Here is a 26,756-nt window from a genome sequence, read left to right as displayed (position 1 = left end):
TTAGCAAAAATCCGCATGGAGATGGAAAACCCGGCTGTTTGGAAGCTAGTTGCGATTCTAGGGACAGAACCGGGAGCAGTCTGTACGCTGCCGAACATTGAGTATTGAGTGTTGCCGTTGCAATGTAGATCTACGAGGCAATCACTTGACTAGATTGTGATATATGGCGACAGGGCAGAAATTGGGTTTAGCCTTCCTTGGTTTTACGGAAAGCCGCTAACTAACTGCTTGCCACAGATTCAGTCTTTTCAACCGGAAATAGCTTCTCGAACTCCTCGGCGGTCACCGGTTTCGAGAACAAATAGCCTTGCCCATAATCGCAGCCGGCCTTAATCAGCAAGTCGCGTTGTTCTACCGTTTCCACTCCTTCAGCAATCACTTTCATTCCCAAGACGTGCGCCATTGCGATAATGGCTTCGCAGAGCGCCATGTCGGTGGAGTTGGCGACCAGATTGGAGACAAAGGCCTGGTCGATCTTTAAAAAATCGATGTGGTATTTTTTTAAATAAGATAGCGAGGAATAGCCAGTGCCGAAATCATCCAAAGACGTTTGCATGCCGGCATCTTTAAACGCCAACAATTTATCGGATACCACGCTGGAATTATCCAACAATAGTCCCTCGGTGATTTCCACGGCAATACAGCCGCCCGGCAAGCCCAATCGGTTTAAGTGTTCAAACCAATCTGCCATTTTGTCGCTGTTATTATGAAATTGCGCCGGGGATTTATTGATACTGATCTGAAACATGGAATGGTGATTAACGCGCCACTTGGCCACCTGGTTGGCTACCTGATGGAACACCCAGGAGCCTATCTCGGCGATCAAACCGCTGTCTTCCGCTATCGGAATAAACTCGGCGGGACTCACCAAACCCCGCGTGGGATGCTGCCATCGCACCAGCGCCTCGGCTTTTTTGATTTCGCCCGTCGCCAAATCCACAATCGGTTGATAGGCCACCCAGATTTGATTATCGGTCAAGGCGTGTCGAAGATCGTTGGTTAACCGTAATCGAATCTCGGCGGCTTCCTGCATGGCCGGCGTGAAATAGCAAAAGCGGCTACGGCCCAAGTCTTTGGCGGCATACATAGCCTGATCGGCTTTCTTCAGCAAGTCTTCCATCGTATCAGCATCATCAGGGTATAAGGCAATGCCAATACTGACCGAGACATAGCAACGTTCGTTATTGAGTTGAAATGGTGCCGTCATGGTGCGCAACATCGCCTGCGCCACCCGGTCGATGCTGTTGATTTCGTGCAGTTCGCTCATTATCAACGTAAATTCATCGCCACCCGGCCGGGCCAGCGTGTCGGTGTCGCGAATACAACTCGTCAGGCGCTGCGTGGTTTCCTTGAGCAATCTATCCCCGACATCGTGGCCCAAGGTATCGTTGATGTCCTTGAAATGATCCAGATCCATGAACATTAAAGCCAGCTTTTGATGCTCGCGGTGGGATTTGTTGATCGCCCGCTGCAAGTGGTCCAGAAACATGCGCCGGTTCGGCAGACCGGTCAGCGGATCGATATTAGCTTGTTGATGAATCAATGCTTCGGCGCGGCGTTGTTCGGTGATGTCCGACGCCATCGCCACGCGGCGAATCACCCGGCCATTGTCCCCGTAAACGGTACTGATGGATAAGCGCGCCAGATATTCCGAGCCGTTTTTTCGTTGGTTCCAAATCTCGCCTAGCCATTGGCCGGTACTATTCAATTGCTTCCACATCTCGGTAAAAAAAGCCTCATCATGGCGGCTGGATTTCAGTAAAGAGGTGTTTTGACCAATGGCTTCGGCGGAGGAATAACCGGTGAGTTTGGTAAATGCCGGATTGACGGCAATGATTTTATGGTGGGTGTCGGCTACTAGAATGGCCTCTTCGATAGCCAGATAAACAGTCGCCGCCAATTGCAATTCTCGCTCGTTACTTTTGCGCTCGCTTATATCGACCATGGCGGCCAGACAGGTTTGGCGGTGGCTATCTGCTATGGCCTCGACCGTCACCCAGCGAGGATGACCGCCAGGTTCCAGCACAATTTCGCAATGCTGCGAGCCTGGATTGGCAAACACCTTTTCCAGAAAATCCCTGAAAACCGGTCGATATTCGCTTGCCACGATATTGGCAAAGTGTCGCCCGGTTATTTTGTAGCGCTCGATACCCAACATCCGCTCGCCGTTGAAATTGGTCTGCTGGACGCTGCCGTCCTTTGCCAGTGTAAAGTACGCAACCGGAGCGAAATCGAACAGTTCGGCATAGCGTAACAAGGCTTGTTCCGCGCTGGTACGGGCTTCTTGTAAAGCCTCGTTTTGCATCTGTAGTTCGATTTGATGCACTTGCAATTCATGCATCAACCTATGTTGCGATTCGCTGGCGCTTTTCGGTGCTGTTTCTGCTAATTGCCGTTCCGCGCGCTGACGTAATTCCCCGCTGTTATTACTGCTGCCATCATGGCGTTTTTTCATCGCTGTTCCTTAATTCGGCTTCCAGCTTTTTAGTTTCGGAGATGTCGATGAAGGTAATCACCACACCGTCGATTAAATTATCTTGAGTGCGGTATGGCATGATGCGCACTTTAAACCAGCGCTCGTCGCGGGCTCTGATCTGTTTTTCCACAAACACCAGGGTTCGCAGCACCGCTTGGGCGTCTTGTTGTAGGTCTGGATAATCCAAATCGGTGACAATATCCGATAACGGCCGGCCGACATCGGCGGCGATCACTTTGAACAAATGGCTGATGTGGCTGGTAAAACGGCGGATGTTCAGGGTGTTATCCAAAAACACCGTGGCAATTTCCATGCTATTCAGTAGATTGTTCATATCGTTGCTGACCCGCGACAGGTCGTCCACTTTGACCTGCAACTCGGCATTCACGGTTTGCAGTTCCTCGTTTAAGGACTGCATTTCTTCCTTGGAGGTAGTTAACTCCTCATTGGTGGACTGCAACTCTTCGTTGGTCGATTGCAGCTCTTCGTTGGCGGATTTCAACTCTTCTTGCGAGGTCTGCATTTCTTCGCGCAAGGTTTGTAAATCTTCGCGGGCTTGTTGCAGTTCATTTTGCAACGCTTTCTGGGTAGCGCTCGGTGTTTTACGTATCGCGCTGCCACTAGCCGGCGCTGCGACATCGGTAAACACCACAATCAACATGCCGTTTAAGGCCTCCGGTTTAGTGATAGCTTGAACCGTCAGATTCACTATTTGGCTACCCCCGTTGGTGCCGACGCTGAGCCCGGCCACGTGCACGGCTTCAACTTGACTGCGGGCTTTCTTTAGTGCACCGATCAATTCGTGCCGTAAACCTTCGCGGGCCATGGCGTGAATATTCCAGTTGGCCTTGCCAGCCGCAGGTTCCAGGTATTTCCCGGTGCGGCCGCTGATATAAAGGATATCGCCGCCGGCATTAACCAATACCGCCGCCGGCGAGAAATGTTGCAGCAACAATTGATCCGCCAAGGTTTGCAGGTTGGCAATGGATGGGGTTTTGTCGGTGTCGTTGGTCATGGGTGCTATTGGAAAAAACTTGGTAGGAAAATCCACATCCAGAGGAAAAGGCGTGCCGATCCGCCGGTAAAGTCGCGATTTGTTGTCGATGACACTGAATAAATGCCCGGTATTGCCCGTGGTTTCGGCATTGCCTAGCAACAGAACCCCCTGATTGGCCAGCGTGTAATGGAACAACAAAATCAATTTTTTCTGCAATTCCTGGCTTAAGTAAATCAATAGATTACGACAGCACAGCAGATCCAGCTTGGTAAACGGCGGATCCATGATTACGTTATGCGACGCAAAGATCACCATCTCGCGAATTTCCTTATTAATTCGATAGCCGCCATCGGTTTTGCTGAAAAATTTGTTTAGGCGTTCTGCTGACATATCTTCGGCGATATTAGCCGGATAAAGCCCTTGCCGGGCTTTGTCTATCCCGTCTTGATCAAGATCGGTGGCAAAAATTTGCAGCTTAAACGGCTGCGGCGTTTGGCTGGCCGCCAACGCTTCCTTGAAAATAATAGCCAGTGAATAGGCTTCCTCGCCGGTTGAGCAGGCGGCCACCCAGGCCCGAAAGGCCTTACCGGCCGGATACTGCACGAACAGCGTGGGCATGGCCTCGGTCTTCAAAGTCTCCCATACCACCGGATCGCGAAAAAAACTGGTCACGCCGATCAACAGCTCCTTGAACAGCAAATCCAGTTCTTGCTGATTCTCCCGCAAATAGCGCACATATTTAGCTATAGAGTCGATCTGGTGCAGCCCCATGCGCCGCTCGATACGCCGATAAATGGTGTTTTTTTTGTATAGCAAAAAATCGTTGCCGGTGCGCTCGCGCAATAGGATGACGATTTGCTCCAACGCACTTTGGTTTTTTAACTCCAGGACAATGTCCGGCACGGCATGCAATCCGCGCGGGCGGTGCTGCAGATAGGCCAGGATTTTTCCCCACAGCTCCGGAGGAGTCTCCACAATGTCCGCCACACCGGCGTTAATCGCACTACTCGGCATCGAATCGAATTGCGCGGACTCCGGCGTTTGCACCACGGCCAAACCGGCATTTTCCTTGATGGCACGCAAGCCCAAGGTGCCATCCGAACCCATACCCGATAGGATAACGCCAGTCGCGCGTTCATGCTGATCGTCGGCCAAGGCCCGAAAGAACGAATCGATCGGCAAACGCAAACCTTTGGGTGCCACCGGTTCAAGCAAATGCAGCTTGCCGTGCAGGATGGACAAGTCTTTGTTGGGGGGAATCACATACACCCAGTTCGGCGCAATTTTCATGCGCTCACCGGCTTGGGTCACGTTCAACGGCGTCACACGCTGCAGCAATTCCGGCAGCATGCCCTGATGATTGGGGTCGAGATGTTGAATCACCACAAACGCCACGCCGCAGTCAGGCGGAACATGAGTAAAAAACTGTTCCAAGGCCTCCAAGCCGCCCGCTGATGTGCCTATGGCAATAATAGGCGGTGTACTATCCGAATCAATACCTGGCTTGCTGGTATTTAGGATTTTGGGTGTTTGCTTGGCGGCACTAACAACCGTCAACGCATTGGAGCCTAAACTGGCCGGGTTGGTTTTAACCATGTTTCAGCTCACTTTGAGTTAAATTGACGGCAGAGAATTACATTTTGCCATTCCTTAACCTGCATAATGCTTAAGGTTTGCAGAGAGTACATTCACAAGCGTTTAATCCAAAATAAATTGATTACTTATACTTGCTGGCCGCTAAGTGATCTTCTAAAGGTTTAAAAATAACGCTTCCATAAGCCTAAGTCGGTGCGCTATCGCACATCGGTTCTTAGTCCGAAGGGCTTTAATGCATAAATTCTGGAACAAACGAGCTCCCCCTAACCCCTAACTTGATGTGTCAACACTAAACCGGACACATAGTTAAGCGGCTTGATGCCGCAATTCGTAATTAACCGGAGACAGATAGCCGCTGGCGGAATGAAGCCGCTCTCGGTTATAAAACACTTCGATATATTCAAAAATCGTTTGTTTAGCTTGGGCTCGGGTTTGGAAGGTTTGCTGGTGAATCAACTCGGTTTTCAGGGTATGAAAAAAGCTTTCCGATACGGCGTTGTCCCAACAGTTGCCTTTTCGGCTCATACTTTGTTGAATGCCGTGTTGTTTGAGCAAAGCCCGATGGCTTTCTGAGGCATATTGGCTGCCCCGGTCGGTATGCCATAACAAACCTTTGCTGGGTTTACGTTTCCAAATAGCCATTAGAAGTGCGTCATTAACCAACTGGGTTTTCATATGCTCGGCCATTGACCAGCCAACGATCTGACGGGAAAACAAGTCGATGACCACCGCCAAATACAACCAGCCTTCTTGAGTAGAGATATAGGTAATGTCCCCCACATAGACCCGGTTTGCTTGATCAACGGCAAACTGCCGTTTCAGATGATTGGAGGCAATCGGTAGATCATGATTGGAATCGGTGGTGACTTTAAATCGACGCTTGGTTTTACAGACTAAGCCTGCTTCTTTCATCAATCGTCCAATCCGGCGTCGACCCACCGCTTGACCTTGATGGGACAACGCCATTTTGAGTCGACGGGTGCCGTAAGTGTGACGGCTTTTTTCGAATGTCGTTTGCACCATACCGCTGAGTTGGGCATCTTCTCGCTCCCGTGATGACGGTGCGCGATGCAACCAGGCATAGTAAGCGCTTGGGGAGACTTGTAAAAGCCGACACATCGAAAGCACGGTGAATTCCGGCGAATGTTGCTTGATCCAGGCGTACTTCTCGGCAACCGCTCCTGCGTTGCCCTACCTCCTGCATCCATGCAGTCGACCGTTGCTCCTTGGCAAAGTACCCGCAGGGCATAAATACGCGGCGACCTTTTTTAGTAGATCCCGCTCCTCCGTCAGGCGAGCGACCTCTTTCTGGAGACGCTTGAGTTCGTCGTAAAGATGATCATCAGTTCTTGTCGGATTATCAGGCGATTGGCGACGACTGTATTTGCCAATCCAGGTATGCAGGGTATTCACGTTGATGCCAAGATCAAGGGCGACCTGGGCAACAGATTGCTCTGATTCATTCACCAGTTTAACGGCTGAGGCTCTGAATTCGGCAGTATAGGTATTGGGTTTTTCTCGGCTCATAGGATTCACACTTCTTTTTAAACATTGTAAAAGTGTGTCCAGCAAAGTGTAACCACATCATACATTGATGGCCGAGTTAATTCGGACGATCAAATCTCGGGGCGAAAACGGTTTCGTAATGTAATCATTGACCCCGACTTCAAACGCGCGTACGACTATTATGTTACGAAAATGTGACACTTCCTTCGTCACTTTGGCAAGCAGCTGAAACCCGCAACCATCAGCACGAATCGATCTCGACGACCACCATTACGAATACTAGATCACAGATTTCAGGACAATAAAGATGTAATGTCATGGGCTTTAAATCATCAGAAAACCAACATGTCCCTAAAAAAACATATGACCCTGACACAACAGATTAATCACGCCTTCTTGGCGCCGAAGGGTTACGACGGCTACCGCAATATGCAATCTCACGATGGTCAAGGCATTTACGATTCATACATTCGCCATAGCAAACATATTGCATCCGGCATCACCCAGCAAAACTTCCAAGTCAGTTTTGTCAGCAAATTCGATAGAGCCGTTTGAGTAGCTAGTATTCCGCCCCGTCACTGGTTACCGCATTTTATAAAAGCTATTTCTTGATAGATGACATAACCGTTTAATAACTAGAATGTTTCTTAAGACAACTTTAAGAAACACTCTATAAGTTAAAGGTTCCTACAATTCCCCTACACGGTAGTAATGGACACTAAACCCGCATACTCAGATCACCAATTCAAATCATATAAGCACAATAAACGGCTGTACGTTGCCATAGATGGATCGTTGAAGTCTTGCATGACGGGCCCATTGCTAGAATTGCCCATCGACTTTAAAGAATGGACTCACTCGGACACCCGTAACGTTGTCTTGTTTGCCAGCAGAGCAGCGTAATACCGAGACTTTTTGCGATCCCCCGGGGAGGTGTTCCAGTGACGTTGAATGTTTGGCCATAATGGACAAGCCTAACTGGGTGAGTTTAGTTGTCACACCCCAGACTTCAACGCGATGATAGCCAAATCCAGGATGCGTAAGGCGGCAAACTTATATTCAATCTGACAAAGTCAATGTTCGGCGGGTGTTCTCAGAATGTTCTGGTAAGAAATCCGGTGTGTTGGCGAATACTGTCAGCATATGCCATCAAATCGTTAAATGCCTGAACACAATCTCGATGGTAGGGATGTCTGTTATTATTTAGCGGATGGGTTCGATCCTCCGTCAAATCGTTTATCACCCGTTCAATCTCCAAAAGCTCTGTCGGTTTCTTGTAGAAAAGTTCACTCATTTTCCTGACTCATATTTTCATTTTTTGAAGCTTTAGCTTACAAATGCCCTATGACATCAATGTGACAAAAAGACCTCATTGAGTGAATTCCCGTATCGCTTTTTTGTTTGTTGATCGCCAACATCACACAAAGCATCTAACTCCTTCATCAGCGATGACAGCCTGAGTAAAATGGCAGTCTGAAAACAATCATTCCGTCGAGAATTGACAGTTTACTGACGCAAATGTCAGTTTCTTGCGCCAAAGCCCTGAATCTAAAGTCCGTACTGACTTTGCAATCAATGTATTGCAGGCATGGCATTTTCCTTGCTGTAGCTGAGATATCTAATCCGCAATTAACATTGCCGGTTAACACCAATCAACTGTATACACGGGGAGTTTACATGTTAAGCATAGACAGAAAGCAAAGCTCTTTTAAATCGGCTCACGAGGTTAGCAAATTAAGCCCAAACTATCTTTATGAAATTGATTTGATGAGTAAAACCACTAATTGGATGAGCCAGTCAGGTAACAAGAATAGCATTGCCATAACCAATAAACACATGTGTGGGCGTTGATATCGTTTCTCATGGTAGAGGATTTTTGTCTCTCAATTGGCTAGTTTCCAGCGTCGGTTGAAGATTAGACACTGTAACAGAGTGTCCCCCAATTCGAACCAGTAAGTCGAAGAACCGCAAACAGTTTTTCAGTTCACCTAACTTGGTCGATCTCCAGCCGATCCTATCCGGAAACTTTTCAGTCGGTCAATGCCGAGCTAGCCGCTGAGCTGAACAATCCTAAGAAATTTTTGGTGACTGAACCGACCAAACGCCGAAGTTCGAAAAAGCCCGTTGCGGATTTTGGGTTGGACTGTGGCGAATTATTTTGGAACAGTATTAGGCAGTTTAGGGGAAATTACCGCACCTATCCATTAGGTCAGGCACTATTTTTAGCTTGCTTGATTTGCCAATCCCCTTGACGAGGTTTCACGTTTGCCAAAACGACAGCGTGGCTTTGCCCACAACCAGGCGTTCCGGGCCCAAGTTTCTTATGGCCCAAACATGCATTTTCCGTTGAAAGCTCGATTTCGGCTGTTTCGATAATAGTTGCGTTGACCAACCCGTTAGGCCCTTGTACGGGCGTGGAAGGTATTTCCAGAAATTTGATGCCTACATAAAACGATGTGGCCAAGGTACCGATGGCTATTCGTTGTTGCTCGACTACTTCAAGTTCATTGCCCTCGCAGTCGATCGCAAAACCGGGTGCCACTAAAATATCGCCGCCTTCAATTCCAACGTGTAGCCCGTGTATTACGCCCCAACCGTGTGCGAGTCTGTTGTGGCGGCGAAGTCGATCACGCAAATATTGCTGATCTCTTTCGAGGTCCGCTAGTGTTAATAATTGACCATTGAAATAATTCGTGCGCTCAGGTTTTTTGGCTATCCCGGAATAACTGTTCATATCGCCTCAGCAATTGTTAGATTCATTAGATGGTTCTACCATGTAAACTTATCTGGTCTCAATAATTTTATGATTGTCAACCCGATCAATTCTTAGAAAAGCTTCAAGGAACCAGCCTTTTCAACCATAGCCCAGGCTAACATGGCGATGCTTGATTATAAGACCTGACCCCTGAAATTGGTTATGCTGGCGCCACGTCATAAAGTAGTCTCATTGGATTTGATTCGATGACGGGATAAGGGAACTGCCGATTGTCAGCATCGCTCCCAACTACTTGTCTCACAGTCATCGCACAATAGCCTCCGTGATGCCATCCTCCAGGACAACTCGCTTTGACTACCGCGTATTCGCGATCGGTAACTGAGCCCAGATCGAGACATGTTTGTCGTATGCGAGGTTTTGCACCACGATTTTGAACGAACCGTTGTAGTTAAAACTTCCCGTACCGGACGGGAAAGAGTTGCTAAGGGCTAATGCGAATTCTACTGGCGCAGTCATGGTGTTTCCCCTGTTTAAATGGAACAATCTAAATGTTAGACTCCATTTAAACAAATAGCCGCGATGTTTTATGTGACTTTTTTAACACGGGTGCGTTTAATGATTCGCTGAACAAGTCTGCAATCTGGCAATGCTGCTTTGCGTCGCTAGTTACAATCTTCGATGCCCTAAGAACAGGCCTTACATGACCAGCTGCCTATGAGGGAAAGCGGATTGATTCATCACAGATGATAGTAAGAATTTCTCCGCCTTAAGAGAAATTTTCAGACACGGTCATAAAAGTTAGCCTGTGTATAGGCAAACAAAGCCTGTTGTAACTGATTGCACTCTTGTCATTGACGGCGACCATTTAGGGGTTATTAAACCTAAAGCACGGCTTGCCCCATTAAACTATTTGCATAATACCCGCAGTCATAATGCCAACCAGAACGAGTTTGGTACGCAGTCTATAGCATGCTGCTTCATTACCGTACCGGTGTTTTAGGGAAAACATCAGGATACCCAGCACAAAGGTATAACCCGGAACAGTAGTTTCCATAGCCGCCGCCAAACTAGGTGAACCTAAATCGACTGCACGTTGGCTAAAGTATAGAGCGATTACATTGGCGATTTCGATACCTAGAATAAGCGGTGCCAAGGGTTTGATTTTAGGTAGGTTACACCTAAATGCCTTGCGGACACTTGGCACCACCACAAGCGGCAACACACCGCTTAACGCTACACCAAAAATGATAGTCACGAACCCCATGAAAAAAGTGATATGTGAAAATACGAATTTTTCGATCAGTATGGCTGATATCTGAGCCGTGGATGCCATCAACATCAACACAATTGAATGTCCATTGCCCTGTCGAGAAACATCTATTAGGCAAAAACAAATAGACGCTAACACCAACACGCCTATTGCAAGGTAATAACACGGCTGTAAGACATCGCCCATCAAATAATAGCTGGCCAACGGCATCAGTGTGGGTGTGAAATTACCATACGCTGCAACGATGCCTGCTTCGGTTTTTTCTAGTGCCTGAAAATAAAACCCTTGTCCCAACTGGATCAGCCCGCCAGCCAGTAAGGCCAGTGCGATATAGTGCCAATCTGGAAATTGCCATTCAACTAAAGGCAGAATACAAAGCCCTAACAATAGAATGAACATCGTAGCAAGTGAGCTCGTGATGACCCCCATCCAAGGGCGATAAAACACATTGCCAACACAATGACTATCCAGGATATGAACTAACGCCCAAAAAGGCGGGCCAAGAAATGCGTAGAAGAGCCACATGGGTTTAGCACCTAATCTCGAAGTTCGTAAAATAAAATGGAAAGTAGCTGCTGTGCAAAATCTGTGACGGGCAACTCTGGGTTAGAGACTGGCTCATTTTTGATAGGTTTATATTCATGGAATTTCGGCCGACACCGCTAATTGAATAAAGGACGCTGTATGCACTGAGGTCGAAGACTGATGGTGCATATCCCTACATATCAAAGCGTGTGCCAACCTTTATATAACTAGGTCAATTGCTATCTATCTAATTGTTATTACTTCTTTATATGTATCTGATCTGAGTTGAAACAGCAATGCGGTTTCTCTTGCCTGAACTTACTTTGTTACGAAATACCGCTAGAAATACGAAATTTCGCTACCAAGCTCTGGTGTTCGGGAAACTCGTTGAAGCTGATGTGCAAAAAGAATGACAACTCAATTCGACCGTGAGGATAGGATTGTCGTCATTCAACGCGCAGCTATAGAAATAGCTGGTGTGCGAATACCCCGACCATCTGGCGTGAAAAAAATAGCAATAGCAGTCAATTTTTTATAGCGCAGTCAGGATAGCTGTCGAGTGCTTGATTCATCGAGACGGATATAATGTTGATTCACGTAAAGGACACACAAATGGAATTTGTCTTGGTATAAGCCATACTATAATCTGCGAGCTACAGTGGTCATTAAATTTAACTGAGGGAGCATAAATCATGCGATGCCATGAAGTAGACTACGAACTGTTCGGCGATGACACGCAGATCGTCGAGATCGAACTGGACCCCGGTGAAACCGTGATAGCCGAGGCTGGCGCCATGAACTACATGGACGACGGCATTAGCTTTGAGGCCAAAATGGGCGATGGCTCCAAGCCGATTGGTGGCTTGTTTGATTCACTGCTGCATGTTGGCAAACGTGTCCTCACGGGCGAATCGATTTTCCTAACCCATTTCACCAACCAGAGCCAGGGTAAAAAAAGGGTCGCCTTTGCCGCACCTTATCCCGGGAAGATCATACCCCTGGAGATGGCTCAACTCGGCGAAGAACTGATTTGTCAGAAGGACGCATTCCTGTGCGCTGCCCTGGGTACGTCGATCGAAATTGCATTTCAGCGCAAGCTGGGAGCCGGCTTTTTTGGCGGCGAAGGCTTTATCCTGCAACGCCTGCGAGGTGATGGTAAAGCCTTTATCCATGTCGGCGGGACAGTGATCAAAAAAGAGCTGAAAGGCGAAACGCTTCGTGTGGACACCGGTTGCCTGGCAGCATTCACCAAAGGTATTGAGTATGACATCGAACGCACCGGCAGCCTAAAGTCCATGGTGTTTGGCGGAGAAGGGCTTTTCCTCGCTACCTTGAGAGGACACGGTACTGTTTATTTGCAAAGTCTGCCATTCTCACGACTGGCTAACCGAGTGTTACAGGCCTCTTCCTCCGGTTCGGGTTCAACAAAAGATGAAGGCTCAATTCTAGGCGGGTTAGGTGATCTTTTTGGAGATAATTGATTGCTACCATCTAAATAAATTTCAGATTTCTTGCACTCACAAGATCGGCGAAAAACGCCTAATACAGACGTTTTTCCAACATATAGAATTTTTAGAAACTTCGTACACTCTCTTCAAAACCAGAAAGTGAGTTTGCGATGCAAAATATTCATTGGAAAATTCAAGAATTTAAGTTACTTGGCGCTTCAACCCTGTCGCCTGTAAAGCAGTTTTGGATTGGCGTGATCGGAGGACTTTGCCTCATCAGCCACCCCATTGAATCCATGGCCGATGACGCTACCCATGCTAATATCAACCTCCGACATACCAGAGTTTCCAACACTAAATTACGAAACACGCTGTGGGAACAAGTCGCAATTAAGCATCAGCTTGATCCATACATTTTATATGCCGTTGCACTGGTTGAGTCCGCTAATAGTGCTGACCACGTCAAGATAACGCCCTCCCCCTGGTCTATCAACAAATCGGGTAAGTCGATCATTTCCGCGTCACTGCAAGAAGCTCAACACATCCTCGCTAAAACTATTGCCTAAGGTAATCGGAATATTGACGTTGGCATGATGCAAGTCAATCTTTACTGGCATGGTCACAAGGTCGCAAAACCAGAACAACTGCTTAACCCCATCACCAACCTTGAAATCGGTGCGAATGTATTGGCTGAGGCTATTCAGTCATCCCCAAACAATCTGGAGTTAGGGATAGGCCGTTATCACAGTTGGCAAAATGCACAAGCCGCTGTCCAATACGGACAACGCGTTATTGCGGTTGCCAACCAAATTAGGGCCTTGATCTAAGGTTTAACGGGATGGATGATAATCTTTACAACCTGAATCTGGATTATCTGATCACGGCAAAAGAGCTAATCTTATCCGGCAATGAGCAAAAAGCCTTGTTCTGTTTGGGGCTGACGCCTGAAGCCACTACACATATCAGAAGTATGTCAATCAAGCAATTCAAGCAACTTGCCCGTAGCGACTACTTGAAATTTGCTCCCCGCTTTAACCCAAACCAATGGGAAGAGTTCCTACAAAGCGTAAATGCTGATGATGGTTCAGCAGAAAGTCGTGCTAGTGAGTTATTGATGTTTTTACCCTGTCCCAACAGCAAGTCATGAGCCAGTTGAGCGCTTATCAATCAGGGTTGAAAGAACACAACCTGGCATATGAACTGTTAAAGCGAAAATTACGAACGTCCATCGTTAGGCAAATCATCAAAATCCTGCGACCTAAAGACCTTCGCTATATCTATTATTCCATCCATAAAGAGCGGCCTATTTCGGGTGTCATTCCCAGCGTTGAAGCCATCGCACAAACACGGGAGTCGTTCCTATACATGGCTTTGTTTGCTTCGATTTATCGCAGTGCCAGTCGCGTAGACATCAAAACCAATATGGATATAAACGCCATCGTTTTTGCTTGGGACTATTTTTGCAATATGTTTCCAGGCCATATTCGTGAACGTCGACCTTACGGCCGGATAAGGCCTGCTAATTTTGATGAAGCTTGGGTGATTACTCACGCCATGAAAGCTGGCTCAGCGGATTTGCAATACTGCTCAGGTTGCCGCAGGAATTATTTCATTATTTACTGCACCAATTACCCACCGATTTGCCAGATTTGCGCCATGAAAAACGGAGGTGTTCGTAAGGGCCGACCTAATTGATGGTTTCTAATGGCATCGATCATGACAAATTAACTAGTTGCTATACAACGGTATTTATTGACATTTACCTAGATTATGCAACGCCATAATCACCATGGATACTAATGCTGACAGACTAATCGAACTAGCGCGATAGCGCGGACTAATCCGCCCGTGTGATCTCATGCCATTGGAAATACCTCGCGTATCCTTGACCCGGGCTGTTCGTCGCGGACAACTTGAACGCGTCGGACGAGGACTGTACGGATTGCCGGGGCGTGAGATTTCAGCTCACGGATCGCTGGCGGAAGTGGCGCTCAGGGTGCCCAAGGGCATTATCTGTCTGCTATCTGCGCTACGTTTTCATGGACTAACAACACAAGCGCCTTTCGAAGTATGGCTGGCCATCGAAAATAAAGCCATCGCCCCAATGCTTGAATACCCGCCGCTACGCATAGTCCGCTTCTCGGGCGCCGCGCTGACTGAAGGTGCTGAAGAGCACATCGTGGATGGCGTAACCATCCGCATCACCGGCGTCGCAAAGACCGTCGCCAAATGCTTCAAGTACCGCAACAAAATCGGGCTTGATGTCGCCCTTGAGGCACTACGCGATGCCTGGCATGAGCATTCGAAACATAGGGGCATCGATTCGGGATCGTCTGTTCAACAAGGCTCGGGCAGAAATGCTGGATTACAAACTGTTGCTGACCCGCTACGCATTGGAACGCCTGCTCTACCGTCTGAGTGTCTCAGAACAGCGAGACCAATTTCTGCTTAAAGGTGCACTGCTGTTCGACTTGTGGTTCGATGTACCGCACCGCGCCAATCACGATGCCAATTTTTTGGGTTTTGGTTCTGCAGAAATTCCTCATCTGGAAAAAATATTTCAGGACATCTGCCAGATTGATGTTGAGGACGGCATTGCGTTTCAGCCCGATTCCGTCAAGGCTGCCGAAATCCGGAAAGAAGCAAATTATGCAGGCGTTCGAGTGACGCTGATTGGCCCGCTCGATAGCGCTCGTTGCCGGGTACTGATGGAAGTTGGTTTCGATGACTCGGTCGTGCCGGTCCTGAGGATGTCTTTTACCCGGTCATTTTGCCTGACATGAGCACGCCAAAAATACGTGCCTATCCTCGTTACACGGTCGTTGCTGAAAAGCTGGAAGCATTAACATCACTGGGTGTATTAAATAGCCGGATGAAGGATTTTTTCGATCTCTGGGTGTTGGCAAAACACTCTGATTTCGAAGGTGCCTTACTGGCGAGCGCTGTTGCAGTAACCTTCGAACAACGGCGAATGGCTATTCCCCAGCGAGTGCCGGCTTAAGTGACGAGTTCTTCACCGATTCTCAGAAAGAAAAACAATGGCGGGGTTTTCTAAGAAAAAATGCATTAACCCGGCTGTCACTGGAGAAAGTGATCAGCAATTTGCGTGAATTTCTTTTGCCTGTGTTGGCAACAATCTCTACGGATGGCCGTCTCGATCGGACTTGGCATGCTGGAAAAGATGGCAGTAGTTGGTATTTTTCGAATTCATTCAATCCCACCGTATTTCGAGTGCTTCAACTTGGTCTGCACCACTGAGTAAAAACCAAGACACAGCCATGCACCTTTATCTCTTCACTAACGACTCGTGCCATCCAACTCTGTAATAACGCTCGCACGCCACGCAAGGCTTCCCATTCAGATTCGGGTAATTTTGCTCGAAGCCGCTGCAATGTAGCCAGCGCAACCTAGGGTTCGGGCCAGGATAAAGCTCGAATGACCATGCCCGCTGGCCCGCTTCCCTAGCAATAATTGCCAACGATGTCCTTGTAGAACTCAACGGCACGATTGTCTGTCCCACCAAGCCGTTTTAGGGCTTCGATAAATTACGACGAAACGCAGCCCAAGTAACATGCCTCGTCATGGCGCAACCCTTCACCGATATAAGACTTTCGTGGTGTTTGATAGCCCAGTGGAGCAAACTTCGCGTATTCAAGTATTCTTTGAAAGCCATGCATTAAATTAAAGAATGCTTTAATATGTTTGGGATCAATTAAAGAGAATTTACATATCATGCGCAGCACTGGCGATTACATCATTTCTACAACTTTGGGTGAGCCGGTGCGAGCGTTTGTCCCGCATTCCTTGCCGCCGAGCAATCCCGCTTTAGCTGTCGAAAGCTTAGCCGCGCTCAATCATAACGCTGAGTTGGCCTTGGCAAGGTTATCGGGGGTATCCGGCCTTGTACCTTCGGTGGATTGGTTGTTGTATAGCGCGATCCGAAAAGAGGCGTTACTGACCTCGCAAATCGAGGGCACTCAAGCCACGTTAACGGACTTGTTCGATGACGAAGCTGGCTTTGCCATCAGCAACACAGACGATGTGGAGGAAGTGACCAACTATCTACGCGCCTTCCGTCTGGTGCAGGATAACCTGCGCGCTGCCGATGGCTTGCCGATCAGCGTCCGTTTATTGTGCAATGCTCACCAACTTCTGCTGGATGGGGCGAGAGGCACGGGTAAACAACCCGGCGAGTTGCGCCGTTCGCAGAACTGGATTGGTGGTACCCGGCCCGGCAATGCGGCGTTTGTACCGCCACCGCCGGAACGGGTCGCGGATTTGTTGGCCGATGTGGAACGTTTCATTCACTCAACGTCGTCTGAGGGCTTGCCGCCATTGGTGAAAATTGCCCTGGTTCATGCCCAATTTGAAACCATCCACCCATTTTTGGATGGCAACGGCCGAATTGGTCGCTTGTTGATTGCAGCGTTGATGGAGCATTGGGGCTTATTACCCGAACCCTTGCTCTATCTTAGCGGCTATTTGAAACAACACCAGAGCGAGTACTACCGCTGTTTGTCGGCCATCCGTAGCGAGGGTGACTGGGAAGGCTGGGTGTCATTCTTTTTGGAAGCGGTGGCGATGGCAGCGACCGATGCTGAACGTAGCATTGTGGCGATTGCCAGCTTGGTCGCGGCGGATCGGCGGCGCCTGCTGGGTGCGGCGAAAGTCGGCCCGGCCAGTTATCGTTTGTTTGAATTACTGCCGATGATGCCTCGATTCAGTATCGAACAGGTGCGCCAGAAACTGAACACGACCTTTCCAACCGCTACGGCGGCGGTCAAGGTTTTGGAAGAGCTGGGTATCGTAGTGGAATTTACCGGGCTTAAAAAAAACCGCAGTTACAGTTATCAATCTTATATCGATTTGTTGGCGAGCTGATGGACATAAATCGAGTGTCAGAAATCTAAATTCGTTTCTGACAAATTGCATATGAAGCAAGCCGCTTTTCGCGCATACAGGCAAAATTAATGGCCTGTCATTCTGACTCAGACTTATGGTGAAACTTATGAACTTAAACGTGTAAAAATCCAATAATTTCAATACTATGACTTGGCAATTGACCAATACCGCCGTACGATACTCGCACCAAGATATTCGGGAGCTATGGATGTCATCTTCTCTGTCAAACCGATTTAAAGTCAGCACCACTTTTCAGCAACCCCAATCCGTCCAATCAATGTTTATCGGACATCACGCTACTGTACATTGCCATGAATGTAGCCGAGCAATGGTACCGAGGGTCGTCATTTACTATGGACAGCCACTGAAATCGATTTGCCCTTTTTGTGGTGCTACTTTCACAAAATTCCAAAGCGGGCTTGGACGATTCATAAATCGATTTCATACCTCAAAGCCGTCACTAGCGGTTTTGGGCCAGCTATTGCTCATGGCTGTTTGCAGCCTGTTACTATTTGTCATGAGTGATTTAAACATCGTGTCCGACCAAATTGGCCTCGCAGCCTTCTATGGTGCCGTAATATTTGGCGTCACATTCCTCGCGGAATTACTTTTTCAGGGCATTGAACAATTAGCATCCAAGCTATCCCATGAAAGTAAATACTATTGGTTAACACTAATTACGATCGGTATGTTGATCGCGATCAATTACAGTGAATTGACGAGCTACATAGGCGGATTTTTCTTCATTATTGTGCTTCGCGGACTGGTTGTGGGACTAATTTGCTTCCGATGATCTTCCCACTAATAATTGACTCGACCCAGGGCCCGATTGTAGTTACCGATTTGATTGACTAAATCCATTCGATTCTGGCCCGCCGCACCCAAAAGCAATTTGGCGATATTGTTCCCTTCGACAGTCCCGTCCTCGTCAATCATCTCCTGCTTAAGCTTATCGAGTAGGCCTAGCTGCGTACCACCGACATCAATGCCCGCGAATGCTTCAAACAGGGCTGCACGATAATAGGCTTGTTGATTGGGTGTTAGTCTGTCAGCCACTGCATTGACTCGTTGATCTGCCCAAGTTTGGGTAGCCTCCATAAACCCTGGATATGACTGAGAAGCTGCAAATTTGACCGACTCCCAGACATCAGAGCCCTGAGAACGAGCCTGTTCATAGCCTTCATTGAATTGTTTGATGTATTGGCTACTGGCCGAACCACCTGCTTCAATGTTTTTAGCCGTGTTGTAAAGACTTCCCCCCAAATAGTTATAAGACGCTTCAGCCGCCGAAGGCGTATCGTTGGCCGCAGCAGCAATGGCCGCTTTAAAATGCTCCGCTTTGATTTTGGCCAACTCGGCAAACCCGGTTTTGGAGGTTTGGTCTAGACCTTGAAGGTTCTGATCATGATTCGCCTCGATGGCCCGCTGACCAGAACCGACCTTGTTACCGGTACGATTGATTTGTTGCTGCGCACGATGACCGAGACCAGTGACTTCAGTTCGCGGATCAACCAGGTTAACTTGCTCGACATTCGACTGAACGCTTCCGATGTGTGGCACCCGATTCTGCAACGATTCGTTTCTAACGGGGCTATGACTTTGATCCGCTTGCGGCCCGTTGAAGGCATCGCCCAATAATTGGTAGCCGGCGACTTCGGCTTGCCGGGATTGCTGATTGTCGAGGGTGCGATAGCTGGGCGACGAAAACCCGGTTAACAATGACATGCCCGCAGCGGCATAAGCCTGTTCACTGTTACTGATCCAACCGGCAGCTTTCCACTGCGAGGCCAGTCGCTGGGTATCACCGCGCAACCCATACTGATCCAGGGTGTGATCGAGGCGTTCCATCAGGGAGTTGTCATTAGCGATCTTGTAACCGGTTTCCGCCGCACCAAAGCTGGCCTGACTCCCAAACCGTTGTTGTGCCGATGCCGTTTGTTGGTAGGTTTCATTAGCCGAAACCACATCCGTTGCGCTGCGTTGCAAAGAGGAAAGTGATTGACTTTGTAAACCCATTGAAGCCACATTCCGGGTACCGTCCTGCGCATCCATCGCCAAGTTTTTGGCCAGACCAACCTGATAACCCTGCGCATCATTAACGGTTTGGCTAATATCGGCGGCAATGGCATCTGACTTATCCTGCCCCACTTTGAAATCGTTCTGCAAGCGTCCGGAAATTGCTGCACTTAATTGATCGTTACCCAGTTTGGCGCCGGCATTAGCACTGCCGGCGACCAGTGCGGAAAAACTGTCTGCCGAAATACGGGTATCCGCATGTTTCTTGGCAAAGGCTTCACCGAACTGCCGGTTATAAGCATCGGTATGACTGGAACTGCTGGCGATCTGTTGGCCCAGTGAGCGACTATCAAAGGCATCATGGGTAATGCTGCTGGATTTTGAGGCAGTGGACGACAAGCTGTTCATGAAACTGCTGGTCGCTTGCTCTGACGCGCTATACGCCGATGAAACGGCCGCACTCATATCCTTGCCGGCAGAGAACGTGGGTAGCACTTTGTCACTGCCGGTCTGGGTCACAGCCGAGAGCGGACTGTACTGATGCTGCGGCTGGGCATTTAAAATTGGTGCCGGACTGATGACATCCGGGGTGGCAATGCGTTCGTTGGCATAATCACCGCCGTCCATCCGCCCCAGAAAATGCGTGGCGGTGACTGCCCCCCGATAAATCAACATCAACGTAATGGCCGGTGTCGATGCCGCCAACATGCCGCCGATGGATAGCCACTGCTGCAACTCCATATCCAGCTGGTAAATGCCCATCATCGATGGCAGATTGTAATTGGCTGAGGTCAGTGCCGCCATTTTGCCGGCCGCCGACATTTGGAGAAATAAGTTGATCACCGCCAGAATCGGCATCCATAACTGGATCCACAACAGCATCGAGAAATAGCCAATATTCATGCGAATACCGACACTGCCAAACAACACCACAAAGGCCATGAACGGGGCGATGGCATAACTCAGGCCTTCGATGAACGCCATCATCGGCCGGACGATTTTCGAAAACAAGGTCTGTTCTGCCGCCCATTGAGTATTGCGCTGCTGAATAGCTTGTTCGATCATCGAGGCCTTGGTCCAGTGCAGACCGTCTTCATGCCGCCCCACCACGCCTTGCTCAAACATCGGCATGATCGCCGACATCAACATGTACTGACTGGCATCCACCACACCCGGTCCCGCCAGCGCATCAAACGCATCCTGGATTTTTGCCAGGGTGTCTGCGGCAGCCGGCACCCCCAGAATTTGTTGTAACTGGGTTTCCAGGGCCGTGCTAAAGGCGCCGTTGGCAAGATTGCCCAGATTGGTCCAGGCATCGGTACAGGTTTGGGTTTGCGGCTGACCACCGATATAAATCTCGGTCATGTAAATGTCCGAGTCAAAGCGAATGGCATTGAGCGGATCGGCATCGCGCAAAATCGCATCGACCGATTTCAGATGTAAATCCACGCCGGTCAAGGTACATTCCTTGACGTAATTAGCAAACGAAGCTTCCATGTCGCTACCGGCGACCGGCGCATTGGCTGCACCTAAATGAATCCGCGATAACAGGTTTTTGCGCACCGCCGTTAAAGTCTGCAAGCTATCGGCAAAGCCATTGCCGGTCATGGTCGGTGTACCAAAGGCTTGTTCGAACAATCGGGTGGTGCGATAGCCCATATTCGACATCACACTCCCAACCACGGCCGGCCCCATGGGTACGTTATCGACCACCACTACACTGCCGGTATAGGCATCTTCGATACTGACTCGCACCGACGGCGCATACAGCATCAACCACAGCACATAGGCGATGAACAGATCTTGATAGCGAATGCCGCGACCATCGAACTGAATCAAGGCGCGCAGCATGATAATAATCACACCGATGATCCCACCAATAGCCGCTGCCGTGCGGTAATCACCAGTACCGGCGATCATGGCGACTGCATTCAATACTGCTTGTAGATAGGCGGAATCGCCCACGGAGAAGATTTCAAACATGGGCTACCTGCTTTTATCTAACTCGAAAATAAGACACCGCGTCATGAACCGGCATTACGGACTGGGCCACGCCGTTCCAGTGGCGGAAACCTGAGTGACGCTGCCGTACTGACGCGGTTTGACGGTATTCATCAACTGTTGATAAAACGCCATCAGGGTTTGTGGATTGCCATAACGACCGGCAATGGTGACGTATTCATCTTGAATCTGTTGCCTGGCCACACTCAAAGAATCCATCAGCAATTTGGCGTAGGCATGGTCATTGATTTGCGCGGCCACCTGTACAGCGTTCAAGACATCGTTGACGATCAATTGCGCCAGTTCTAAGGCAATCACCGGTGCTGCCTCTTCAGCCCACAGTTTGGCGATACCGGCATCTTCCCGGGCCAGGTTATGAATCATGCCGCCGATGGCATCGGGCACGGTTTGCATGAAGGCTTGTTCAGCGGCGGTAATTTGGCCGCTGTTGGTGGCGAATTTGTAGATCAGGCCATTTCCGTTATTGGCCGAGCCGAGCAGCATTTCCATCACACGCTGTTTGAGTCCGACCAGATTGACGTTGCGGACGATGGGTTTCAAACACTGATCAGCACCGGTACCGTCCGAGCAGACATAAAGACTCACCGTTTGATAGCTGTTACCGGCATCATTGCCGTACATCAAATCCTTGATGCGTAAAATTGGTGGCGGTGCGCTGATGGCGTTGTTTTCACCTTTGCCATCGGCAGCGGCTTGCGGGGCATCGACGATCACCGTGCCGGAAATACTCATTGCGGCCTGCAATAAATCATTTCCGCCGAAGCGAAACCAGGCGCCGGCGTTTTGGTTGACCAAGGCTCGCCACACCAGATTGCCCTGGATTTTCTGGGTCATGTCATTAGGGGCGTTTTGTTTCACCTGCTGCATCGGATCGCCTAATGTGCTGGTATTGGTCCAACTGGAGAACACATCGCTGATGCCTTGGGTAAACGAGGCGTTGGATAAATTGACCTTGCTTTGTAAATCGAAGGCTTTGACGGTATCGTTGACCAAGCCCTGCGATAACCGACAGGAATTACTGAACATCTGGTTCATTTCCTGAATTTTCTTTTGCAGGTCGGTCATGACCGAAGCGCACCAGGGGCACATGGCGCCGACGGCCAATTGAAACGCATACCCGGCGGCATTGCCCGCGACGTTACGCAGCAACTGCACGAACTGGTTGAAGTTGATAAAACTGAAACTGCCACCGAACAAATCGATACCACCACAACCCGCGCTGAACGATGGCGGTACGAACGACACCAGATTGGTGTTAGTAATGCCATTGCGAGCGACCAGACTGCCGCCAGTAATCACGCCACGGCGTTGGCCTAAATGGGCGGTCGGTGCAGTAAAGTTGGTCATGGTGCCAAACATGCCATCCATCTCCTGCTGCAAATCGGCATAGGCCGGCACACTAGATTCGATCAACAACAGGAATACGACGAGACGTCGAAAGGGAAACGAAGTCATGGAGTACTCCCATATTGCGCACCGGCTTTCAGTGCCTGAATCAACGAAAGCGGATTTTGAGCGGTTGATGGATTGATACTGCCCGCTGCCGGTAACAACAGTGGCGTCGCGCGTAGGCCCTGGGTGGTTTGATATTGCGAGGAGTCCAGCCAGCCGGCTTCCTTGGCCGCCAATAAGATACGGCTGGTGGCTTCTTCCAAAGACAATACGCCTTGCGACAATGGCACGATCTGTTTCGGCGGTTTCATCAAAAACAGCGCTGGGGTTTGTTCAACACCCAACAATGCGGCTTGACCTTGATCGATTTTGAACTGGTTGAACAAGCCATTGGGCATCGGCAAACCATCCAGTGACACCGGATAAATCTTGAAGCCATAGCTGCGCTCCAACATCGCCAAGATCGGTGCCTGCACATGGCAATAGCGGCAATCGGAACGAAAGAAAAACAAAATCCCGGCTTTGGCGGCAATGGCTTTCAGGGCTTGATCGGCAGCGACACTGGCTTGGTGATTGGCTTCGTTGACCGCAAAGGTTGAAATCGGACGGCGCACCGATTCATCGAGTTGCGGATCGGACATCACCACGTAACGGGCGGCATGGGTAAAGCGCTCGGCTTTATCCATCATCACTCGCTGCAGGTAATAAAACGCCGCCACATTTTCCTGACTGGGCTCGTCAATGGCTTTGTTGAGATATTTTTCCAGATTTTGTTTGAGCCAGGCTGAGGTCAGCGGTTCAGGCTGATCAGTAACAGGCACAACCATCGACGCTTCTAGCTTGGCCGTATCGGACTGAGGAACGGGTTTGGGAGGTTCGACTTTGGGTTCGGGCTTAACGGGCTTAATCGGCTCCGGCAACACTTCATACCAAAACCAGCCGCGTTGTTTGTCTTCGAAATACGACGCAGCACTTAACTCGCCCGCGTTCTCTGCCCTGACAGCAAAGACCGGCCAGTAAACACTCAACAGTATCAGGGATAGACGCACGATTCGGTTCATAACCGCATTGTCTATCTAACCACATCCTCATCATCATGCAGCAAATGTCGAATTTGGCATTTGCTGCATGATCGACCTGTTTTTCGATTATCCAAACCATCCTGCAGCTAGTGCCGTTTTCGGCATTTGCTGCAATCATCGCGTTGCGATCAGCTGCCTACAATGTTTTGCGCCGTGGCGTGTCTTGCTTGAGTTCCTGAACAGGATGAAAAGGGTCAGGATCCCTGACATATTCAGGGAAATCGACGTGCTCGTTTTTGAAAATCTGGTCGCTAAAAACGCTGAACAGGTAAACGATCAATGAGATTGCTCAGGGATTTTCATTCGACAACACACCAAAAATCCAACTCAAAATCCCTGATAGTACAGGGATAAGGCAAGCAGCATTCCTGTTCAGACATAGGCTTCACGCCATGGCACACACCCCATTTTTAGCCTCTTTCCCCTCAGGGATTTACACCCAAAATCCCTGAAGATAAGTAACAGGAATTTTATGCGCACTGAACCATCAGAAAATCAGCCTACCTCCACATTGGAAAACGGCGTACACATTTGGCTGGAAACACAATTCGAGCAACTCCATGACCAGGCCCGTATGCTGGTCGATGATTATTGGCGACAATTACAAAGCCGGCAAAAAAAAGTGGCCAGCAATGAACGCGGCCGAATTGGGGTTCGTATCCGGCGCCGGGAAAGTAGTCTGTCGTTTAGCATCGAGTGGTACCGCATGGCCTCATTACGCCAAAACGGCCAAACCAAACCGATATGCCAATACCTCAAAAAAGGCCTTGGCTATCGCTACCCATTGCAGAAGATTTTGAAAGGGGAGCCGGATTGGGAACAAACCTTGGTGGAAGAGCTGGAAAACGAGTTTGTCGATATTCGCAAGCAACTCGCGTTACTGGGCAAGATCCGCGATGCCTACCACCAATTTCAACAGGCTAGGCAAGAAGGCAATCGTTGAGCAGTGGTTCGTAGCAACGATCGATGAGAAATTAATTTTGAATTCTGAAAAAGCCTAAAAGTTATCCACAACTAGGCCTTTTCTATATTTAGATTAAATAAAGATTATAAATAGATTAGCAGCCTGTTTTTGGGTGTTTGAAGAATCGCTACAGGCCTTATCCCACATAACCTGCAGCGATTTCACTTATTCGGCTTGGCGTCGGTCGAATGCCGTGTCAAACGTCGTCCTAATGCCGTGCTTTTCGTCGGTCGAATGCCGTACCTGTCGGCCGAATGCCGTTACCACGTCGGTCGAATGCCGCGCCACTGTCGGTCGAATGCCGTATCCGCGTCGGCCTAATGCCGTATCAAGAACAACAATCTGGCCAAAATCAGCGTCGGTCGAATGCCGTGCTTTTTTCAATGCGATTGCCCCGCCAAATAGCGCTGCTGACTGAGTGTCGGGCGCTTTTTGATCTTGACGGCATCATCGCCAAGTTCATAATTTTCCAAGGCTCCAATCTCTATCAAGGCATTGAGGGCTTTACGCAAACGGTATTTAAAATCGCGTAAGGTATGGGCGCCACTTCCACTCAAGCGATGGATGGTGGTTATTTTCAGGGGATACGGTGCCGCGTGAGACGCCAAAAAGCCATGTAACCACAGTGCCAAGGGTTGCTTGCGCAATTTTTGCCGTTGTTCAAATTCGATGTAGGTGTAGCCTTCTTCAAACAGCCTTAACATCGATTCTGTCAGTTCGACCACATACCGCTGTGTCACTTCATCGCGGTAATAGCGCAAAAAGCCTTTCTCACCGAAGGTGTCGCGGCCTTGAAAAGTGATCTCGACAAAAGCGCCGCCCAGCCGGGCCATCGACTCTTTGAGCCATTCGTGCTGACTTTTGCCACTGCTGCGACCCAAGGCCGTCAACAGGCCATAGGCGGAAAAAGTGACGCCAAATCCGGGTAATTGCTGTCTGGACAGGTGAATGATCTGCATCCAGACATCAAGATCGGATTGATTAAGCTGCACGCCCAAGTAACGCACTTCAATACCGTCTACCGACGCTAACAACGTCCGTTTTTTGTAAGCAATGCGCTCATTACCCTGCACACCGGCAAACAAGGCACTACGTAAACAGGCGTTGGGCGTACCTCGAATGGTCGATGGCCAGGTTGGAATGGATTTCAGCGGTTCAACGACCTTCAGTTTTTCAGATTTACGCTCGACCAGTTTTTGGAAACGATCGGTGAGATTGTTCAGGCTGTCATGGTTAGTTTTTCTCATGGCATGGCCTACTTCTTGAGGCTGTAGGGCGTGCAGCCATGACTCAGCATTTGGCGTGGAATTTGAGTCACCAGAATCAATGCGCGCTCTTCCGGCGTCATATCTAGCTGGTGATGACAATATTTGCGCCAGGCTCGCTCAAGTAGTTCGGGATCTTCAATGTTTGTTTGGCTACTGACTTCGCCATCGGTCTGAACCAAACGTTCAGTGTTTGGTTCGGTCACTGTTAAATCGTGATCAACCTGCCTGACGACATGCTCCAGCGATGAGGCACGATAAACGGCACCGCCGAGCGCACTGGTTTGCCAGGCAGTATCAAGTCGCCAAGGCTGGTCTGGTTGAGACAACGGCAAAAGAGATTCGATGATCGTTTGACTGCTGGACGGGTCTGGCTGTACCAACGATTGACATGCGGTGCTGGTCAGCAACGTCAGCAGGCAATATGCGGTTAGTGGATTGCGTTTCATGGAAGCTCCATAAGGTTTTTGGGAGCTCGTTACACTAAGCACTCTTTTTCCAAGCCATCTTGCAGCTAATGCCGAATTTGGAATTAGCTGCAAGGTGGACCCCTGCGGTTTTCTGTCAGCATGGTTTGCT

Annotated in this window: 22 protein-coding genes and 2 pseudogenes; 13 read left to right on the top strand and 11 right to left on the bottom strand. The window is 49.2% G+C overall.

The window, feature by feature from the left end:
* Positions 1 to 220: 220 nt before the first annotated feature.
* From EBB_RS18015 to EBB_RS18005, 3 genes and pseudogenes are all read right to left on the bottom strand, one after another.
* Positions 221 to 2,455, bottom strand: a complete 2,235-nt coding sequence (locus tag EBB_RS18015; protein WP_192395151.1) for a putative bifunctional diguanylate cyclase/phosphodiesterase — start codon at positions 2,453 to 2,455, stop codon at positions 221 to 223.
* Positions 2,439 to 5,069 (bottom strand): chemotaxis protein CheB, encoded by a 2,631-nt coding sequence (locus EBB_RS18010; protein ID WP_192395150.1) that lies wholly within the window; start codon positions 5,067 to 5,069, stop codon positions 2,439 to 2,441. Before EBB_RS18010 ends, EBB_RS18015 begins: the two co-directional genes overlap by 17 nt.
* Before the next feature lie 306 nt (positions 5,070 to 5,375).
* Positions 5,376 to 6,596, bottom strand: a pseudogene (locus tag EBB_RS18005) (IS3 family transposase).
* Positions 6,597 to 6,920: 324 nt separating this feature from the next.
* Between EBB_RS18005 and EBB_RS18000 the strand changes: the two are divergent.
* Positions 6,921 to 7,130: a hypothetical protein gene (locus tag EBB_RS18000; RefSeq protein ID WP_192395149.1), complete on the top strand. Its 210-nt coding sequence runs from the start codon at positions 6,921 to 6,923 to the stop codon at positions 7,128 to 7,130.
* Between the two features lie 1,654 nt (positions 7,131 to 8,784).
* Here the strand turns inward: EBB_RS18000 and EBB_RS17995 are convergent.
* The 3 genes from EBB_RS17995 to EBB_RS17985 all read right to left on the bottom strand — a co-directional run bounded on the left by EBB_RS17995 (position 8,785) and on the right by EBB_RS17985 (position 11,086).
* Positions 8,785 to 9,309, bottom strand: a complete 525-nt coding sequence (locus EBB_RS17995) for a hypothetical protein (protein ID WP_192395148.1) — start codon at positions 9,307 to 9,309, stop codon at positions 8,785 to 8,787.
* A gap of 336 nt (positions 9,310 to 9,645) precedes the next feature.
* Positions 9,646 to 9,807, bottom strand: coding sequence for a hypothetical protein (locus EBB_RS17990; RefSeq protein WP_192395147.1), 162 nt, complete (start codon positions 9,805 to 9,807; stop codon positions 9,646 to 9,648).
* 385 nt (positions 9,808 to 10,192) lie between these two features.
* The gene (locus tag EBB_RS17985) at positions 10,193 to 11,086 is read right to left on the bottom strand and encodes an EamA family transporter (protein ID WP_192395146.1); all 894 of its coding nucleotides are present in this window, start codon (positions 11,084 to 11,086) and stop codon (positions 10,193 to 10,195) included.
* A gap of 692 nt (positions 11,087 to 11,778) precedes the next feature.
* Between EBB_RS17985 and EBB_RS17980 the strand changes: the two genes are divergently transcribed.
* The 10 genes and pseudogenes from EBB_RS17980 (at position 11,779) to EBB_RS17940 (ending at position 18,229) form a co-directional block, all read left to right on the top strand.
* Entirely contained in the window at positions 11,779 to 12,567 is a 789-nt protein-coding gene (locus tag EBB_RS17980; protein ID WP_192395145.1) for a TIGR00266 family protein, read from the top strand.
* 137 nt (positions 12,568 to 12,704) lie between these two features.
* Positions 12,705 to 13,100 carry a hypothetical protein gene (locus EBB_RS26025; RefSeq protein WP_225587587.1) on the top strand — a complete coding sequence of 132 codons (396 nt, stop codon included), beginning with the start codon at positions 12,705 to 12,707 and terminating at the stop codon, positions 13,098 to 13,100.
* Between the two features lie 12 nt (positions 13,101 to 13,112).
* Positions 13,113 to 13,361 carry a transglycosylase SLT domain-containing protein gene (locus EBB_RS26020; RefSeq protein ID WP_306790038.1) on the top strand — a complete coding sequence of 83 codons (249 nt, stop codon included), beginning with the start codon at positions 13,113 to 13,115 and terminating at the stop codon, positions 13,359 to 13,361.
* Positions 13,362 to 13,372: 11 nt separating this feature from the next.
* Positions 13,373 to 13,681, top strand: coding sequence for a flagellar transcriptional regulator FlhD (locus tag EBB_RS17970; RefSeq protein ID WP_192395144.1), 309 nt, complete (start codon positions 13,373 to 13,375; stop codon positions 13,679 to 13,681).
* The gene (locus EBB_RS17965) at positions 13,678 to 14,229 is read left to right on the top strand and encodes a FlhC family transcriptional regulator (RefSeq protein WP_192395143.1); all 552 of its coding nucleotides are present in this window, start codon (positions 13,678 to 13,680) and stop codon (positions 14,227 to 14,229) included. The genes EBB_RS17970 and EBB_RS17965 overlap by 4 nt, the downstream gene beginning before the upstream one ends.
* 145 nt (positions 14,230 to 14,374) lie before the next feature.
* Positions 14,375 to 14,470 (top strand): annotated as a pseudogene (locus tag EBB_RS26750) (type IV toxin-antitoxin system AbiEi family antitoxin domain-containing protein); the annotation flags it as partial.
* A 349-nt stretch (positions 14,471 to 14,819) separates the two neighbouring features.
* Positions 14,820 to 15,317 carry a nucleotidyl transferase AbiEii/AbiGii toxin family protein gene (locus EBB_RS26345; RefSeq protein ID WP_229427604.1) on the top strand — a complete coding sequence of 166 codons (498 nt, stop codon included), beginning with the start codon at positions 14,820 to 14,822 and terminating at the stop codon, positions 15,315 to 15,317.
* Positions 15,314 to 15,535 carry a nucleotidyl transferase AbiEii/AbiGii toxin family protein gene (locus EBB_RS26340; protein ID WP_192395141.1) on the top strand — a complete coding sequence of 74 codons (222 nt, stop codon included), beginning with the start codon at positions 15,314 to 15,316 and terminating at the stop codon, positions 15,533 to 15,535. The genes EBB_RS26345 and EBB_RS26340 overlap by 4 nt, the downstream gene beginning before the upstream one ends.
* 731 nt (positions 15,536 to 16,266) lie before the next feature.
* Complete coding sequence (locus EBB_RS17945; RefSeq protein ID WP_192395140.1) at positions 16,267 to 17,415, top strand: Fic family protein; 1,149 nt, start codon at positions 16,267 to 16,269, stop codon at positions 17,413 to 17,415.
* 538 nt (positions 17,416 to 17,953) lie between these two features.
* Positions 17,954 to 18,229 (top strand): hypothetical protein, encoded by a 276-nt coding sequence (locus EBB_RS17940; RefSeq protein ID WP_192395139.1) that lies wholly within the window; start codon positions 17,954 to 17,956, stop codon positions 18,227 to 18,229.
* Positions 18,230 to 18,237: 8 nt separating this feature from the next.
* On the opposite strand, the gene EBB_RS17935 is transcribed toward EBB_RS17940, so the two are convergent.
* Genes EBB_RS17935 through traF form a run of 3 tightly spaced genes read right to left on the bottom strand, consistent with a single transcriptional unit; the run spans position 18,238 to position 23,927 of the window.
* Positions 18,238 to 21,435, bottom strand: coding sequence for a conjugal transfer protein TraG N-terminal domain-containing protein (locus EBB_RS17935; RefSeq protein ID WP_192395138.1), 3,198 nt, complete (start codon positions 21,433 to 21,435; stop codon positions 18,238 to 18,240).
* A 54-nt stretch (positions 21,436 to 21,489) separates the two neighbouring features.
* Complete coding sequence (locus EBB_RS17930) at positions 21,490 to 22,929, bottom strand: conjugal transfer protein TraH (RefSeq protein ID WP_192395137.1); 1,440 nt, start codon at positions 22,927 to 22,929, stop codon at positions 21,490 to 21,492.
* Positions 22,926 to 23,927: a conjugal transfer protein TraF gene (gene traF, locus EBB_RS17925; protein WP_192395136.1), complete on the bottom strand. Its 1,002-nt coding sequence runs from the start codon at positions 23,925 to 23,927 to the stop codon at positions 22,926 to 22,928. Before traF ends, EBB_RS17930 begins: the two co-directional genes overlap by 4 nt.
* Positions 23,928 to 23,994: 67 nt before the next feature.
* On the opposite strand from traF, the gene EBB_RS17920 reads away from it, so the two are divergent.
* Positions 23,995 to 24,231: a hypothetical protein gene (locus EBB_RS17920; protein WP_192395135.1), complete on the top strand. Its 237-nt coding sequence runs from the start codon at positions 23,995 to 23,997 to the stop codon at positions 24,229 to 24,231.
* 189 nt (positions 24,232 to 24,420) lie between these two features.
* Positions 24,421 to 24,891, top strand: coding sequence for a conjugative transfer protein MobI(A/C) (mobI, locus tag EBB_RS17915; protein WP_192395134.1), 471 nt, complete (start codon positions 24,421 to 24,423; stop codon positions 24,889 to 24,891).
* A 401-nt stretch (positions 24,892 to 25,292) separates the two neighbouring features.
* On the opposite strand, the gene trfA is transcribed toward mobI, so the two are convergent.
* Positions 25,293 to 26,159, bottom strand: coding sequence for a plasmid replication initiator TrfA (gene trfA, locus EBB_RS17910; RefSeq protein ID WP_192395133.1), 867 nt, complete (start codon positions 26,157 to 26,159; stop codon positions 25,293 to 25,295).
* Between the two features lie 8 nt (positions 26,160 to 26,167).
* Positions 26,168 to 26,626 (bottom strand): hypothetical protein, encoded by a 459-nt coding sequence (locus EBB_RS17905; protein WP_192395132.1) that lies wholly within the window; start codon positions 26,624 to 26,626, stop codon positions 26,168 to 26,170.
* Positions 26,627 to 26,756: the final 130 nt, after the last annotated feature.

The organism is Methylomonas fluvii (assembly GCF_014850975.1).
In the GTDB taxonomy this organism is placed as follows: Bacteria; Pseudomonadota; Gammaproteobacteria; order Methylococcales; family Methylomonadaceae; genus Methylomonas; species Methylomonas fluvii.
Note: the sequence above shows the minus strand (reverse complement) of the source record. Positions and strands in the feature narration are given on the sequence as shown.